Annotated in this window: 15 protein-coding genes; 9 read left to right on the top strand and 6 right to left on the bottom strand. The window is 57.9% G+C overall.

Features of this window, described 5'->3' with window-relative positions:
- Positions 1–3 precede the first annotated feature (3 nt).
- A complete protein-coding gene (gene sdhD, locus J3P82_RS07755; RefSeq protein ID WP_003179222.1) occupies positions 4–372 on the bottom strand; it encodes a succinate dehydrogenase, hydrophobic membrane anchor protein in 369 nt (122 codons plus the stop codon).
- Positions 366–740 carry a succinate dehydrogenase, cytochrome b556 subunit gene (sdhC, locus tag J3P82_RS07750; RefSeq protein ID WP_024780620.1) on the bottom strand — a complete coding sequence of 125 codons (375 nt, stop codon included), beginning with the start codon at positions 738–740 and terminating at the stop codon, positions 366–368. The genes sdhD and sdhC overlap by 7 nt, the downstream gene beginning before the upstream one ends.
- Before the next feature lie 365 nt (positions 741–1,105).
- Here sdhC and gltA point away from each other — a divergent pair, with 365 nt between their 5' ends.
- Positions 1,106–2,395, top strand: a complete 1,290-nt coding sequence (gene gltA, locus J3P82_RS07745; protein WP_186611589.1) for a citrate synthase — start codon at positions 1,106–1,108, stop codon at positions 2,393–2,395.
- A 308-nt stretch (positions 2,396–2,703) separates the two neighbouring features.
- Here the strand turns inward: gltA and J3P82_RS07740 are convergent, their stop codons facing one another.
- The 3 genes from J3P82_RS07740 to J3P82_RS07730 all read right to left on the bottom strand — a co-directional run bounded on the left by J3P82_RS07740 (position 2,704) and on the right by J3P82_RS07730 (position 5,750).
- Positions 2,704–4,362 (bottom strand): cation acetate symporter, encoded by a 1,659-nt coding sequence (locus J3P82_RS07740; RefSeq protein WP_434561985.1) that lies wholly within the window; start codon positions 4,360–4,362, stop codon positions 2,704–2,706.
- The gene (locus J3P82_RS07735) at positions 4,359–4,670 is read right to left on the bottom strand and encodes a DUF485 domain-containing protein (protein WP_434561983.1); all 312 of its coding nucleotides are present in this window, start codon (positions 4,668–4,670) and stop codon (positions 4,359–4,361) included. Before J3P82_RS07735 ends, J3P82_RS07740 begins: the two co-directional genes overlap by 4 nt.
- Positions 4,671–4,895: 225 nt before the next feature.
- Entirely contained in the window at positions 4,896–5,750 is an 855-nt protein-coding gene (locus J3P82_RS07730; RefSeq protein WP_434561982.1) for a glycine betaine ABC transporter substrate-binding protein, read from the bottom strand.
- 427 nt (positions 5,751–6,177) lie between these two features.
- On the opposite strand from J3P82_RS07730, the gene J3P82_RS07725 reads away from it, so the two are divergent.
- A complete protein-coding gene (locus tag J3P82_RS07725) occupies positions 6,178–7,476 on the top strand; it encodes a serine/threonine protein kinase (RefSeq protein WP_434561980.1) in 1,299 nt (432 codons plus the stop codon).
- On the top strand, positions 7,469–8,257 hold the full coding sequence (locus J3P82_RS07720) for an MlaA family lipoprotein (protein WP_186636176.1): 789 nt from the start codon (positions 7,469–7,471) through the stop codon (positions 8,255–8,257). The genes J3P82_RS07725 and J3P82_RS07720 overlap by 8 nt, the downstream gene beginning before the upstream one ends.
- A gap of 64 nt (positions 8,258–8,321) precedes the next feature.
- On the opposite strand, the gene J3P82_RS07715 is transcribed toward J3P82_RS07720, so the two are convergent.
- Positions 8,322–9,236 (bottom strand): DUF808 domain-containing protein, encoded by a 915-nt coding sequence (locus J3P82_RS07715; RefSeq protein WP_434561978.1) that lies wholly within the window; start codon positions 9,234–9,236, stop codon positions 8,322–8,324.
- A gap of 131 nt (positions 9,237–9,367) precedes the next feature.
- On the opposite strand from J3P82_RS07715, the gene J3P82_RS07710 reads away from it, so the two are divergent.
- The 6 genes from J3P82_RS07710 (at position 9,368) to J3P82_RS07685 (ending at position 15,591) form a co-directional block, all read left to right on the top strand.
- Entirely contained in the window at positions 9,368–9,973 is a 606-nt protein-coding gene (locus tag J3P82_RS07710; RefSeq protein ID WP_186636170.1) for a TetR/AcrR family transcriptional regulator, read from the top strand.
- Between the two features lie 110 nt (positions 9,974–10,083).
- Positions 10,084–10,671, top strand: a complete 588-nt coding sequence (locus J3P82_RS07705) for a UPF0149 family protein (RefSeq protein ID WP_434561976.1) — start codon at positions 10,084–10,086, stop codon at positions 10,669–10,671.
- Positions 10,672–10,679: 8 nt separating this feature from the next.
- A complete protein-coding gene (locus J3P82_RS07700) occupies positions 10,680–11,069 on the top strand; it encodes a YbaN family protein (RefSeq protein ID WP_434561974.1) in 390 nt (129 codons plus the stop codon).
- Positions 11,070–11,453: 384 nt separating this feature from the next.
- Positions 11,454–13,439 carry a hypothetical protein gene (locus J3P82_RS07695; RefSeq protein ID WP_434561972.1) on the top strand — a complete coding sequence of 662 codons (1,986 nt, stop codon included), beginning with the start codon at positions 11,454–11,456 and terminating at the stop codon, positions 13,437–13,439.
- A gap of 162 nt (positions 13,440–13,601) precedes the next feature.
- A complete protein-coding gene (locus tag J3P82_RS07690; RefSeq protein WP_434561970.1) occupies positions 13,602–14,024 on the top strand; it encodes a hypothetical protein in 423 nt (140 codons plus the stop codon).
- A 229-nt stretch (positions 14,025–14,253) separates the two neighbouring features.
- Complete coding sequence (locus J3P82_RS07685) at positions 14,254–15,591, top strand: Ig-like domain-containing protein (RefSeq protein WP_434561968.1); 1,338 nt, start codon at positions 14,254–14,256, stop codon at positions 15,589–15,591.
- The last annotated feature ends 81 nt before the right edge of the window (positions 15,592–15,672 follow it).

Genomic DNA, 15,672 nt, shown 5'->3' with positions numbered 1-15,672 from the left:
GAATCAGATACCCCAGAGAATCTGCACACCCCAGACGAAGTAAGCGAACATCGCAACGCCGCATACTGCCTGGAAGAGGAAACGTACGGCAGTCGCCGACTTGCCGAACGCCATCTGCGTCAGGTAGTCGGTGGCGATGGTCCACATGCCGACCCAGGCGTGAGCGCCGAGTGCGACAAGTGCCAGCAGACTGAAGATACGCATCCAGTTGTTTGCAAACAGTTCGTGCCATTGGGCGTAGCCCAGGCCGGGGTTGGCTACTACATATCCGATCAGGAAAATGAAATAAGCCGCGAGAACGACCGCCGACACACGTTGCGCCATCCAGTCATAAAGGCCAGAACGCGAGAGGTTCGTGACGTTGGTTACCATATCCAGACTCCTGCCAGAACGATTACCACCACGGAAACGGCGATAACGATTTTCGAGCCCAGCTTGCCGCCTTCCAGCGTCTCACCGATGCCCATGTCCATGATCAAGTGGCGCACGCCGGCTACCAGGTGATACAGCAAGGCGGACAGGATGCCCCAAATCACTAGCTTGGCTAGCGGACTGGTCAGACACGCTTTCACCTGACCGAAGCCTTCTTCCGAATCGAGCGACTTGTCCAATGCGTAAAGCATGATGGCCAGGCTGACGAAGAGGATGACACCGGAAATACGGTGAAGAATGGACGTGTAAGCAGTGACTGGGAGTTTGATGGTCCTTAGGTCTAGGTTTACAGGTCGTTGGCTTTTCACGGCTTTTTTTTCACACTGAAGAGCCCCTAACAATCAGGGCAAAGTTGTTGGGGCGCGCACTGGTCAGGTACTCACCACCCAGGGAGTGACGACCCCCAAGAAAGCAGGCCCAAAAGCCCCTGGCGGTCGGTGGCCGAGTATAGACAGTTAGGCTACTAATGACAACGCGTTCACCTTCCCCTAATAGCGCATTGCACAAGCGCCATAAAAGGCGTAAATGGCAGTCAATTTCGCGGAAAAAGTCCGGTTAAAGCCTTCTGGAGCAAGACTTTAGGCAAATTGACATTCGGATTTATCTCACTATAGTGGTGCGGGCCCTGCGTGGGGGGTCTGTCTGATGATTCCAAGCATTAATAGGAGGCCACATGGCTGACAAAAAAGCGCAGTTGATCATCGAGGGCGCAGCCCCCGTCGAGCTGCCCATTTTAACCGGCACCGTTGGTCCCGATGTAATCGACGTACGGGGCCTGACGGCCACGGGCCGTTTCACCTTTGACCCAGGTTTCATGTCGACCGCCTCGTGCGAGTCGAAAATCACCTACATCGACGGCGACAACGGCATCCTGCTGCACCGCGGCTACCCGATCGAGCAACTGGCTGAAAAATCGGACTACCTGGAAACCTGCTACCTGCTGCTCAACGGCGAGCTGCCAACCGCAGAGCAAAAGGCCCAGTTCGTCAGCACCGTGAAGAACCACACCATGGTTCACGAGCAGTTGAAGACCTTCTTCAACGGCTTCCGTCGCGATGCCCACCCGATGGCCGTCATGTGCGGCGTTGTCGGCGCCCTCTCGGCCTTCTACCACGACTCCCTGGACATCAATAACCCCCAGCATCGCGAAATCTCCGCGATCCGCCTGGTGGCGAAGATGCCGACCCTGGCGGCCATGGTCTACAAGTACTCCATGGGCCAGCCCATGATGTACCCGCGCAACGACCTGACCTATGCAGAGAACTTCCTGCATATGATGTTCAACACCCCGTGCGAGATCAAACCGATCAGCCCGGTGCTCGCCAAGGCCATGGACCGGATCTTCATCCTCCATGCCGACCACGAGCAGAACGCCTCCACGTCCACCGTACGCCTGGCCGGCTCGTCGGGTGCCAACCCGTTCGCCTGTATCGCCGCCGGTATCGCCGCGCTCTGGGGCCCCGCCCACGGCGGTGCGAACGAAGCGGTACTGACCATGCTCGATGAAATCGGCGATGTCTCGAACATCGACAAGTTCATCGCCAAGGCCAAGGACAAGAACGATCCGTTCAAGCTGATGGGCTTCGGTCACCGGGTCTACAAGAACCGCGACCCACGCGCCACCGTCATGAAGCAGACCTGCGACGAAGTGCTCAAGGAACTGGGGATCAAGAACGATCCGCAACTCGAACTGGCCATGCGCCTGGAAGAGATCGCCCTGACCGACCCGTACTTCATCGAGCGCTCGCTGTACCCGAACGTCGACTTCTACTCGGGGATCATCCTCAAGGCGATCGGCATCCCGACCAGTATGTTCACCGTGATTTTCGCCCTGGCGCGGACCGTCGGCTGGATCTCCCACTGGAAGGAAATGCTCTCCAGCCCGTACAAGATCGGCCGCCCACGCCAGTTGTACACCGGCTACGAGTCGCGTGACATCACCAAGCTGGAAGACCGGCACTAAACCCCAGCCAAGAAAAAACGGCCTCTTGATGAGGCCGTTTTTTTTGGCTGGGGTTTAGTTGGCTTCAAGCTGCAAGCTGCAAGCTGCAAGCTGCAAGCTAAAAGCTAAAAGCTAAAAGCTAAAAGCTAAAAGCTAAAAGCAAAAAGCAAAAAGCAAAAAGCAAAAAGCAAAAAGCAAAAAGCAAAAAGCAAAAAGCAAAAAGCAAAAAGCAAAAAGCAAAAAAAAATACCCCTGTCTCACAACAGGGGTATCTCTCTACATAGCACTGCCTCTAACTTGCAGCTTGCAGCTTGCAGCTCACAACTGCCTCAGTGACTCACTGCTCCACTCGCACCCAAACCCGTCTGCGAACGCACGAATTGCGGGAAGAACAGCGCCCGCTCATTGGCGCCTTCAACCGACTTGTCGGTGATGGAGAAGAACCAGATACCCACAAACGCAATGGCCATCGAGAACAGCGCAGGGTATTCATACGGGAAGATCGCCTTCTCGTGACCCATGATCTGCACCCAAATGGTCGGACCGAGCACCATCAGGCCCACGGCACTGACCAGGCCCAGCCAGCCGCCGATCATGGCGCCACGGGTGGTCAGCTTCTTCCAGTACATCGAAAGCAGCAGCACCGGGAAGTTGCAGCTCGCCGCGATGGAGAACGCCAGGCCCACCATGAACGCGATGTTCTGCTTCTCGAACAGGATGCCCAGGCCGATCGCCAGCACCGCCAGACAGATGGTGGTGATTTTCGAGACGCGAATCTCATCCTTCTCGTTAGCCTTGCCTTTCTTGATCACGCTGGCATACAGGTCATGGGACACCGCCGAGGCACCGGCCAGGGTCAGGCCCGCTACCACCGCCAGGATGGTCGCGAACGCCACCGCCGAGATGAAGCCCAGGAAGATGCTGCCGCCAACCGCGTTGGACAGGTGCACCGCCGCCATGTTGTTACCGCCCAGCAAGGCACCTGCCGCGTCCTTGAAGGCCGGGTTGGTGCTGACCAACAGGATCGCGCCGAAGCCGATGATGAAGGTCAGGATGTAGAAGTAGCCGATGAAGCCAGTGGCGTACAGCACGCTCTTGCGCGCTTCCTTGGCGTCGCTCACGGTGAAGAAGCGCATCAGGATGTGTGGCAGGCCAGCAGTACCGAACATCAGCGCCAAGCCGAGGGAGAAGGCCGAGATCGGATCCTTCACCAAGCCGCCCGGACTCATGATCGCTTCACCCTTGGCGTGTACCTTGACAGCCTCGGAGAACAGCATGTTGAAGTCGAAGTTGACGTGCTTCATCACCATCAAGGCCATGAACGAAGCACCCGAAAGCAACAGCACCGCCTTGATGATCTGTACCCAAGTGGTCGCCAGCATGCCGCCGAACAACACATAGAGGCACATCAGGATGCCGACCAGGATCACCGCAACGTGATAGTCCAGGCCGAACAGCAGCTGGATCAGCTTGCCGGCACCGACCATTTGCGCGATCAGGTAGAACGCTACCACCACCAGCGAGCCGCAAGCCGACAGACTGCGGATCTGGGTTTGCCCGAGGCGATAGGACGCCACGTCGGCAAAGGTGTATTTACCCAGGTTGCGCAGGCGCTCGGCGATCAGGAACAGAATGATCGGCCAGCCCACCAGGAAGCCGATGGAGTAGATCAGGCCGTCATAACCGGACGTGAACACCAGCGCGGAAATACCCAGGAAGGACGCCGCCGACATGTAGTCGCCCGCGATTGCCAGGCCATTCTGGAAGCCGGTGATCTTGCCGCCGGCCGCATAGTAGTCGGCCGCCGAGTTGTTTTTCTTGGATGCCCAGTACGTGATGTACAGGGTCGCGCCGACGAAGGCCACGAACATCAAGATAGCCGCGACGTTGAGGGGCTGTTTCTGCACGGCCCCCGCCACGGCATCAGCCGCCCAGACGCCCGGTGCAAACGCTGCGATGCTCAATAGAGCCAGTAGACGCCGGATCATTGCTGAGCCTCCTTGAGAATCGCATTGTTCAGGTCGTCGAACTCGCCATTGGCACGTCGTACGTAAATACCGGTCAGGACGAAAGCCGAGAGAATCAGGCCAATCCCGATGGGGATACCCCAAGTAATCGTCGACTCGGGACTGATCTTCGCTCCCAGGATGTGAGGCCCGTAGGCAATCAGAAGAATGAAGCCGGAATACAAACCAAGCATGATCGCCGAGAGAATCCAGGCGAACTTCTCTCGCTTTTTCACCAGCTCCTTGAAGCGCGGGCTGTTTTGAATCGAGAGGTAAATGCTGTCGTTCATTGTTTTTATCCTCGCAGCACAAATTAAGTTGGAACGACGCTACTCTATGCGGCTCAAGGCCAGGTTCCAGACGACCTTAGTATTAGAACGACATGACTGCCTTGCCGGTTTCCAGCACATTCGCGCAGCCCGCCATAGGGGCACCGCAAGGATCAAATATTCCAGGCACAAAAAAGCCGCACGACGCGAGCCGTGCGGCCTTAGGAAATCACCCAACCAGGCGGGTTATTTGCCGGTCCACTCCTTCACGCGGTCCGGGTGCTTGGCGACCCAGTCCTTGGCGGCGGCGTCAGGCTTGGCACCTTCCTGGATCGCCAGCATCACTTCGCCGATTTCATCCTTCGAGGCCCATTGGAATTTTTTCAGGAACGCGACCACTTCCGGCGCCTTGGCTTCCAGGCCTTTGCTGCCGATGCTGTTTACCGTCTCAGCCGCGCCATAGACGCCCTTCGGGTCTTCCAGGAAGCGCAGTTTCCACTTGGCGAACATCCAGTGCGGAACCCAACCGGTGACCGCGATGGATTCGTTTTTCTTCTCGGCGCGGGTCAGCTCGGCAATCATGCCGGCACCGGAACTGGCCTTGAGTTGATAACCGGTCAGGTCGTAGTCCTTGATGGCCTGTTCGGTCTTGATCATCACACCTGAACCGGCGTCGATGCCGACGATGCGTTTCTTGAAGGAATCGTCGGTCTTGAGGTCTTCAAGCGACTTGGCCTTGACGTACTCCGGCACGATCAGGCCGATTTTAGCGTCCTTGAAGTTCGGGCCGTAGTCGACCACCTGATCCTTGTTCTTGGTCCAATAGTCGCCATGGGTCACTGGCAGCCAGGCCGAGAGCATCGCGTCGAGCTTGCCGGTGGCCACGCCTTGCCACATGATCCCGGTCGCCACGGCTTGCAGCTTCACGTCATAACCGAGCTTCTGCTTGATCACTTCGGCGGCCACGTGGGTGGTCGCGACGCTGTCGGACCAGCCGTCAACGTAGCCAATGCTCAGGGTTTTGGTTTCGGCGTTGGCCAGGGTGGAGCTGATCGCAAGTACCAGTGCGGCACCTGCGCCCAAGAGTCGTCGCATCTTCATCGTTACTTCCCCGAAAGTGCTGCGCCCGGCGGATGCCGAGCAGCGTCAACGTATTGTTATGGTGCACAGCGCCCCCATCACGCTCGCCTGCAAACCGGTTCGAATGCCAGTGGAGTACTGACAGGCTGATCATCAACCTGCGCCGATCTGGAACCTGCTCTGTCTGCGACGCTGAGGCAGCGAGAAACGACATCAGAAAGCCAGCAAGCCATTCCAGGCGTTTCAGCCCGCGAATTTCGATCAAATCTTGCATGTCTGAACCAAGCGAGCCGCCGAGTCACTAGCGGTCACCACGTCTCACCGTGTATCGTCCCGCTACTATCGCGCCCCGCCCGCGCTTGTTTTGCATCCGTCATGGCACTTGGCTTCGCTTCGGTGGTCATAGGCTGCGAACTTCATTCGGCACCTTCCTCTAAGGGATCCAGTCATGCTCCGTTCCTTGCGCTTCGCTGCCCTCGCCGGCGGCCTTATCTTGAGTGCGTCCGCGCTGGCGGTGGATGTCGACGCCGCCAGCTATGGCTACCCCTTGACCAACCCGTTCGAGGCGACCATTGCCACCACGCCGCCGGAGCTGCGCCCGGAGCTGCCGCTGAATGAGGACATCAACCAGTCGGACCAGAGCCTGACCCTGCGCCCGGAACGCGAATTCATCCTGCCGGACAACTTCTGGCCGGTGAAAAGCCTCACTTACCGCATGGCTACCCAGGACAAACCCGCGCCGCTGATCTTCCTGATCGCCGGCACCGGCGCACGGTACGACAGCACGCTCAACGAGTACCTCAAGCGCCTTTACTACAAGGCCGGTTATCACGTGGTGCAACTGTCGTCGCCAACCAGCTTCGACTTCATGAGCGCGGCCTCGCGATTCGCCACCCCGGGTATCACCAAGGAAGATGCCGAAGACATGTACCGGGTGATGCAGGCGGTGCGCGCGCAAAACCCGAAACTTCCCGTCACCGAGTACTACCTGACCGGCTATAGCCTGGGCGCCCTGGACGCGGCGTTTGTCGCGCATCTGGACGAAACCCGGCGCAGTTTCAACTTCAAGAAAGTCCTGTTGCTGAACCCGCCGGTGAACCTCTACACCTCGATCACCAACCTCGACAAACTGGTCCAGACCGAGGTCAAGGGCATCAACAGCAGCACCACTTTCTATGAATTGGTGCTGAACAAGCTGACCCGCTACTTCCAGCAAAAAGGCTACATCGACCTCAACGATGCCCTGCTCTACGACTTCCAGCAGTCCAAGCAACACCTGAGTAACGAACAGATGGCGATGCTGATCGGCACCTCGTTCCGTTTCTCGGCGGCGGACATCGCGTTTACCTCGGACTTGATCAACCGTCGCGGCCTGATCATCCCGCCCAAGTTCCCGATCACTGAAAGCACCAGCCTGACGCCGTTCCTCAAGCGCGCGCTGCAATGCGATTTCGATTGCTACCTGACTGAGCAAGTGATTCCGATGTGGCGCGCGCGCACCGACGGCGGCAGCCTGCTGCAACTGGTCGATCAGGTCAGCCTCTACGCCCTGAAGGATTATCTGCAGGCCAGCCCGAAGATCGCGGTCATGCACAACGCCGACGATGTGATTCTCGGCCCAGGCGACTTGGGTTTCCTGCGCCAGACCTTTGGTGATCGCCTGACGGTTTACCCACTGGGCGGCCATTGCGGCAACCTTAACTATCGCGTCAACAGCGACGCCATGCTGGAGTTCTTCCGTGGCTAAATACCTTCTGCTTATTGCCGCATTAATGAGCGCTGGCATGGTCCACGCCGATAACAGCAAGGCCAACGCGCCCGTGGTGGTGGATTCGGATGGCTTCAAGGAACCGCTGTCCAAGCTCAAGTTCAACCCCGGCCTGGACCAGCGTGAATTCGAACGCTCGACGCTCAACGCCCTGAACGTCTACGACCCGCTGGAATCCTGGAACCGTCGCGTCTACCACTTCAACTACCGCTTCGACCAATGGGTCTTCCTGCCTGTCGTCGATGGCTACCGCTACGTCACGCCGAGCTTCGTGCGTACGGGGGTCAGCAACTTCTTCAATAACCTGGGGGACGTGCCGAACCTGATGAACAGCCTGCTGCAATTCAAGGGCAAGCGTTCGATGGAAACCACGGCGCGACTGTTGCTCAACACGACCGTCGGCATCGCCGGCCTGTGGGACCCGGCCACGGCCATGGGCCTGCCGCGCCAGAGCGAAGATTTCGGCCAGACCTTGGGCTACTACGGCGTGCCCGGCGGCGCGTACTTCGTGCTGCCGATCTTCGGCCCGTCGAACCTGCGCGATACCTCGGGCTTGCTGGTGGACTACACGGCCGAGTCGGCGATCAACTTCCTGAACGTCGCCGAGGTCAGTTCCAACCACCCGGAACTGCTGCTTTTGCGTGGCGTGGACAAGCGCTACCAGACCAGTTTCCGCTATGGCCAGCTGAACTCGCCGTTCGAGTACGAAAAAGTGCGCTACGTGTACACCGAATCGCGCAAGTTGCAGATCGCCGAGTAAACATCAGCCGACCGACCACCGTGGGAGCAGACTGGCTCCCCACGGTGGTTCTTGGGCGCCTGCTCTATTTCTTGAAGGTCTTCCAGACCTTGCTCACCGCCATCACCCCCGCCAGCACCACCGCACCCGCCACGATCCCGGCCACGGCATTGAGCAGCATCGGCACGATAAAACCGGCGCCGCCGGCACTGGCTGCCACGCCTTCGATCCAATGATGCACCGCCGGCACGCCATGGGTCAGGATGCCCCCGCCAACCAGGAACATCGCCGCCGTGCCGATCACCGACAGGCTCTTCATCATGTAGGGCGCTGCGCGCAGGATGGCCCCGCCGATGCTCTTGGCGGCCTGGCCCGGTTTCTGGGTCAGCCACAAGCCCAGGTCATCGAGCTTGACGATACCGGCCACCAGGCCATAGACGCCGACGGTCATGACAATGGCGATGCCTGACAGCACGATGATCTGCTGGGTCAGCGGCGCATCGGCGACAGTGCCTAGGGTGATGGCGATGATTTCCGCCGAGAGGATGAAGTCGGTACGCACCGCGCCCTTGATCTTGTCCTTTTCGAAGGCCACCAGATCCACCGCCGGATCGGCCACCGCCTCGACCAATTGCGCGTGCTCGGCCTGGTTTTCAGCCTTGCTGTGGAGGAACTTGTGGGCAAGCTTTTCGAACCCTTCGAAACACAGGTAGGCGCCGCCGACCATCAGCAACGGCGTCACCAGCCAGGGCACGAAAACACTGATGGCCAGCGCCGAGGGCACCAGGATCAGCTTGTTGATAAACGATCCCTTGGCCACCGCCCAGACCACCGGCAGCTCCCGCTCGGCCCGCACACCGGACACTTGCTGGGCATTGAGCGCCAGGTCATCACCGAGTACACCAGCGGTTTTCTTGGCCGCCATCTTGGTCATCAGCGCGACATCGTCGAGCACGGCGGCGATGTCGTCGATCAGTACCAGCAAACTGCTTCCAGCCATGAAGGGACTCCTTGAATAAATAATGCTGCGCAGCATAGCGCGAGCGGTGCTTGCATGGGCATTCTTGAGCGCCGCGCGAGCCCGGTGCTACCATGCGCCACCGCCAGAACCGGCAAGGAACCCCAGGGTTTATGAGCACTATCCGCGAGCGCAACAAAGAATTGATCCTGCGTGCCGCCAGCGAAGAGTTTGCCGACAAGGGCTTCGCCGCGACCAAAACCAGCGACATCGCGGCCAAGGCGGGCCTGCCCAAACCCAACGTCTACTATTACTTCAAATCCAAGGAAAACCTTTACCGCGAGGTATTGGAAAGCATCATCGAGCCGATCCTCCAGGCCTCCACGCCCTTCAACGCCGACGGCGAGCCGGGCGAGGTGCTGAGCCACTACATCCGCTCCAAGATCCGCATCTCCCGCGACCTGCCCTTCGCCTCGAAAGTCTTCGCCAGCGAAATCATGCACGGCGCCCCGCACCTGAGCGCCGACCTCGTTGAACAACTCAATGCCCAGGCCCGGCACAACATCGACTGCATCCAGACCTGGATCGACCGCGGCCAGATCGCCCCCATCGACCCCAACCACCTGATGTTCAGCATCTGGGCCGCCACCCAGACCTATGCCGACTTCGACTGGCAGATTAGCGCAGTAACGGGCAAAGCCAAGCTCGATGAAGCCGATTATGAAGCGGCGGCACAGACCATCATTCGGTTGGTGTTGAAGGGCTGCGCACCCGACTGATACCGGCGCGTCCAGCCACACCACCGAGAAGCAAATACGCCACGCGGCTGGCCTGGACGCTCAAGAAGGCCTAGAATTCCCGCATTGTTTATTCCCCAAGGTAGCCCGTAATGTCCTTCGCTGAGCAACTGACCCGCCTGCAAGTCTTCCTCGACGCCGATGAGCTGCACGAAGAGGCGCTGGATTACGTGGCCGCTCACGGCTATCTGACCGCCCTGTCCATCTGCGCAGAATCGGTGCCGGAGCGTGAATGGATCGATGCCCTGTTCGCCGAAGAGCCACATTACGCGGACGAAGCCCAGCGCGCCGAGATCGAAGCCACACTGGTTGGCCTCAAGGCCCACATCGCCCGTCAACTGGCGTCCGACGAAGAATTCGAACTGCCGTGCGAACTGGACCTGGGCGATGACCCGGACGATTCGGAACTGCGTGGCTGGTGCATCGGCTTCATGGAAGGCGTGTTCCTGCGCGAAGCGGCCTGGTTCGAAACCGCCGAAGAGGAAGTCAGCGAAATGCTCCTGCCGATCATGGTCGGTTCCGGCCTGTTCGACGAGCAACCGGAGTTCTCCGACATCGCCGCCGACGCGAACCTGATGGATGACATGATCGTCCAGATCCCCGAAGCCCTCACCGCCCTGTACCTGCTGTGCAACGCCCCGGACGAGAAACCGGCGATCCTCAAGCCGCGCCACCACTGAGTGACCGGGTGCCCTCGCCCGTCGGCAACCGCCCGCTGATCCTGCGTTACGCTCTACTGGCCATCGGCTGGTTGAGCGTGGTGCTGGGGGTCATCGGCATCTTCGTTCCCGTCCTCCCCACCACCCCCTTCCTGCTGCTGGCCGCCGCGTGCTTCGCCCGCAGTTCGCCGCGTTTCTATCAATGGCTGGTGGAACATCCCCGCCTCGGCCCGTGGATCAGCGACTACCTCAGCGGCAACGGCATCCCGCTCAAGGGCAAGGTCTACGCCATCGGCCTGATGTGGGCGAGCATCCTGTTGTCCTGTTATCTGGTGCCACTGCCGTGGGCGCGCGGGTTCATGCTGGCCAGCGCGGTGCTGGTGACGATTTATATCCTCAGGCAAAAGACGCTGCGCTGATGCTGAACGCAGCTTGAGTGTTTGTCGGTACATCCCCCAACCGCTCGTCCAAAAACCATCCGCACCTGTCAATCGCGCCCCCACGGAGCAAGGACCTGCGGAGCCCGCCCTGCAAATTTCAACCTACCTTCCGTCGATAACCTGGCCGCACCTGTAAGTTCTGACAGTTGCCGGCCTTCCCCGCCTGAAGTCTCATGATCCTGCACCGGAAGGTCTCACGCCCGTCATTTGCCAGGTAACCTTATGGATATCCCATCGTCCGTCTTGAACCACCCATTCGATCTCGTGCCTATCTACATTTTTGGGTGGGTAAGGCCAGTGCTACCGGAAGGTACCGCTTACGCCGGTATCCCTATAGCCCTTTATCATGAGGGATTGCAGTGCATGATCTACTCATGGACGCCTCTTCAAAGCGGCCCTCGAACCATGGCGGTGCTTGATCGCGTTGAGGTGTATGTCAACGACGTGCGGATCCCTGAAGCAGGTTTCACCGTCCAGCCGGAACAGGAAAATCAAGAGTACTTTTTATTCGACCTCCCCAAAGGGAGATTGAGGGACGGGGTGAACAAGCTGCACTACACGGTGCAGCGTCCCAGCGAAAATATCAGCAGCCCTTCCAGTAAAGTGAACGTGCTGTATCACCTGAAGGCACCGGGTGATCCTAGCGCAGACATGGTTCTCACAATCCCGCCAGAGGTGATTAAAACAGGGGTCGGCCCCGAGGAGGCTGCGCGGGGCGTGGAGTTTGGTTTTACCTATCCCTATCGGCGTAATTACGACCACATCAGCTTTTCTATAGGCCTCACGGACGAACTATTTGATGTACCGGATCTTCCGAGCCCAGTGGTGAAGATTCTGGGCACCGAAGAATTCCTACGGGCGGGGGACAATCCCAGGGCGGCGCTTCAATTCAGAGTGACTGACCAATTGGGTAACTCCAACCAGTCGTCAGAAGAATATATGGATATTCATGTCCGTCGTGTGCAACTGCCGGCACCCATCCCGCGGGAAATTCTCGGCGAGTCGGACGACGATCCCAGCCTCATCGACCTCGAAAAGCTGGGCGACGACCTGTGGCTGATCATCTTGACCAGCGACCCGCATTTTATGCCGGGGGATACGATCGAGGCGATCTACGTCACGAAAGTCGCCGGCCAGCCGGATGTCACTTTCTCCGTGACAGGCACCGTAGAAACGGATCAGTTTGGACAGAAAATCCCCTGCATACTTGAGATTCCAAAGGATAAAGTCATCCCGAACAGCACCGTAGAAATGTCATATGAACTGTTGAGAGGCATTGAATTGCGGGGGACCTCGCGAACCGCACATGCGACTGTTATCGGGCAAGGCGGCCCGGGTGAAGTGCCAGTAATCCTCGGGGTTGAGGACGGCAACGGCATTGCTATTGTGCAAGGCGCAACCACGCTGTATCGGCAGGTAGTGGTTTACGGAAAAGCAGCTCCGTCAAGCACGGTAGGAATATACGATGGGTTCACACAGGTCGGCACTGCTCAGAGCGACGCGTCTGGTGCGTGGAGAGGTGTGACCGTCACGCTTGAAATAGGTGGCGTCCGCAATCTGGTTGCCCGTGAACGGCCAGGTGGAACAGATTCCAATACGTGGGTACTGACAATTGTCGAATCCTTCAATAGCACCTCGACATTCGAAAAAAATTACGACGGGTGGAACAAGGGCCCGGCTGCAAGTCACCCAGACGACTTGCTCAGGTACCAGGCCCCTGGAGAAGGCTGGGTACTGCACAACATGACCTATAGCCAGGCAAGCAACGGGATCATTCTGTTCAAGAGGCTTCAAATCAGAAAATTCATGGCCTATGAGTTTGCCATTCGAACTCGCCGAATCGTACACGAACAGGTTGTGCCAATCCTGTCCTTGGAAACTAGTACACAAGCAGAACTAACCCCGGCGACTCCAATCAGCAGTGCAGACTGGGTGGGGCTCGCCGGCAGACTCCCGGAAATTTCGGCTGATGAAGAGATCGCCTTCAGAATCCTCAGCCACGTCGCGACGGGAGGAGGAAACGATTATGAAATCTCCCACATCTGGGTTCGATCCGTTCTTCGACCGAGCATCCTGGTTGCCAGGGACCCAGGCGGCAATTCAATACCCAATGGCGACTCAACCTCCGGGGCCTTTGTCACCCTGAGCGGATTCGCGGTACCTGGCGTCCCGGTTCAGGTCATGGTGAATACCGTCGCTCTAGAGCCTGTCACCGCGAATCTAAATGGAGAGTGGTCAGTTCAAGTGCCTCGCGCCGAGGGCGGCTTCAAGGAATGCCGTGCCAAGCCAGGTTATTGGCTTAATGAAGATGTGTCTTCGATTGGATGGAGGATCAATTTTACAAACTGAACAGGGCGCGGTTGAGCGAAATACCTATCGCTTCAACCGCTCGTCCAAAAACCATCCGCACCTGTCAATCCTGACAGTAGCCAGGCCGATGCCGCAGAGGCTCAATCAGATCACACCCAAACTGCTTGAATCCAGAGCGTTGTCCTCGCAAGGAGCGTGGTCATGTCAAATATCTCGACTCCATTTTCTTCCGACATTTCATTGAACAACCAAGCAACGCCTCACGTCCCTTGCGAATCCGCCACGCTGCCCTGCCCGAGAGTGGAGGAAGCTCCAACGGATGTGCTCGACCTGTCCAGAGTGTTCGAAACCGTTCATGTGCTGATCGAGTATCCGCAGATGACCCGCAACGACGTTCTGATTGTTAGCTGGCAAGGGACCACTCCGTCGGGATGCACTCGCGGCCGGCTGACGGTCACGGACGTTGTCGAAGACCAACCAGTGCGTTTCACGGTAGGTGTCGAGTGTGTCATGCCCAACATGGGGCAGCGTGTCAGGGTGAGTTACGCCTTGTGGCGGTCGGCCGCGCGAGCATACGAATATTCGTCGACGCTCAGTTTGCTGGTGCATGAACTGGTAGCGTGACTCACGCCGACCTCTGTGGCTGCGAGTTGCTCGCGACAACGGCCCACCTGAAGCCGCGACACTTATTGTGGGACGCCTCGCAAGCACGTTAATGATCACCGCCCCGCCTGCCCAACCGCTCGTCCGAAACCGGCGCGCACCTGTCAAACCTGACAGTAGTCAGCCTTCCGGCCAAAGGATTAGATAAGCGAGTTCAAAGATCACAATCATTACTTGGCAGGAGAACAACATGGATATTCAATCTTCCGACTGGAACGAGTTGTTCGAACTGTTCCCCGTGTGGATTCCTGGCTGGAAACAATTCGAACCGGGAGACATTGCACACGGAGGTATTCCCAAAAGCATTTATGACAATAATCCCAACGGCTTACTATGCGTGGTCGATCCATGGACCGAACTACAACGCCGCTCTTTGACAATGGCGGCATACGATCAAGTTGAGCTTTACGTGAATAACGGGCGGACCCCCGTCGCCAGCCATACCGTCCTTAAGGGGGAAGAAAAAGACCGTATCGGATTGTACATTCCCCATAGGCAGTTGGTTAATGGGATTAACAAGTTGCACTACGAAGTCACCCGTGTCAGTCAAAATGCAGAGTCCTCAGAGGAATTGCAGGTGCTCTATCACTCGCTGTCTCCCGGAGAGCCGCCGGAGACCAACATGGTTCTGGAACTGCCGCCCGAGATCCGCGCAAATGAGACCATCACCGCCCAGCAGGCGGAAGCGGGTGTGCCGTTTGGTTTTAAATACACTTATCAGCGAAATCTTGACGAAATTGAATTCAATCTGGGTACCGTGACCCGCTTACACAACGTAACGGCACCCGCGCCTCCGTTGGTGGACACACTGTTCACTCAGACATTCAAAGAAGCAATGACGGGCCGCACTGCGGAGGCCGGGGTGCCCGTGCTGCCATTTTGGTACAGGGTGACAGACCGACTGGGCAATTCCAACGAATCGGTGCCCATACTTTTGAAGATCGACCTCGAGGGGGTGCCGCTATCGATTGATCCCTCAGATTACAGTCAATCTGCGTCAGATTATTTCATAGTGCGTGGGCGGCCACCCACAATGCCCCCCGATGACGCCACGGCAACGTATATGCGTACCGCTACGGGGGGAACTGCTCCTTACGTATACACGTCGTCCGATAACAACATCGCCATGGTTGACAGTGGCTCCGGCCTGGTGCGAGCGGCAGGGAATGGCGTGGCGCGTATCACAGCCACCGATGCAAACAAAAACACGGTTTCCTACCAAATCACATTTTCAAACGTCAGGTGGGTCGAAAGAGTCGATGGGATGTGGTGGGACGCAAACTATTCCGCTGCCAGACCTGATCCGGAAGTTCACTTGGACATGACGCAGATGAAGAGATTCTGGGCGCTGTACTTTCCCTCGCACGGGCCTGTAGCCATCGCATTGGGTTGGCCTCCGGGTTGGTATTGGTCATCGACCAACGTGTGGACAGATGGTACGGCTTGGGCTGTCAACCTGGATTCGGACATCCCTGAGGAAAAAATATATCCAGGCAGTAACGTGTTTCCGGCAATAAAGAGGCTGTAGCTTCGAATGTAAGGTGCTGGACAAGTTCTAAACGGTTTTACGGTGAACATAACCGTCCCAAGTACACAAAACCCGGCACGT

It is taken from the genome of Pseudomonas sp. Z4-20 (genome assembly GCF_051131955.1).
GTDB classification, from domain to species: Bacteria; Pseudomonadota; Gammaproteobacteria; order Pseudomonadales; family Pseudomonadaceae; genus Aquipseudomonas; species Aquipseudomonas marvdashtae.
This window is presented reverse-complemented; position numbering and strand designations above follow the sequence as displayed.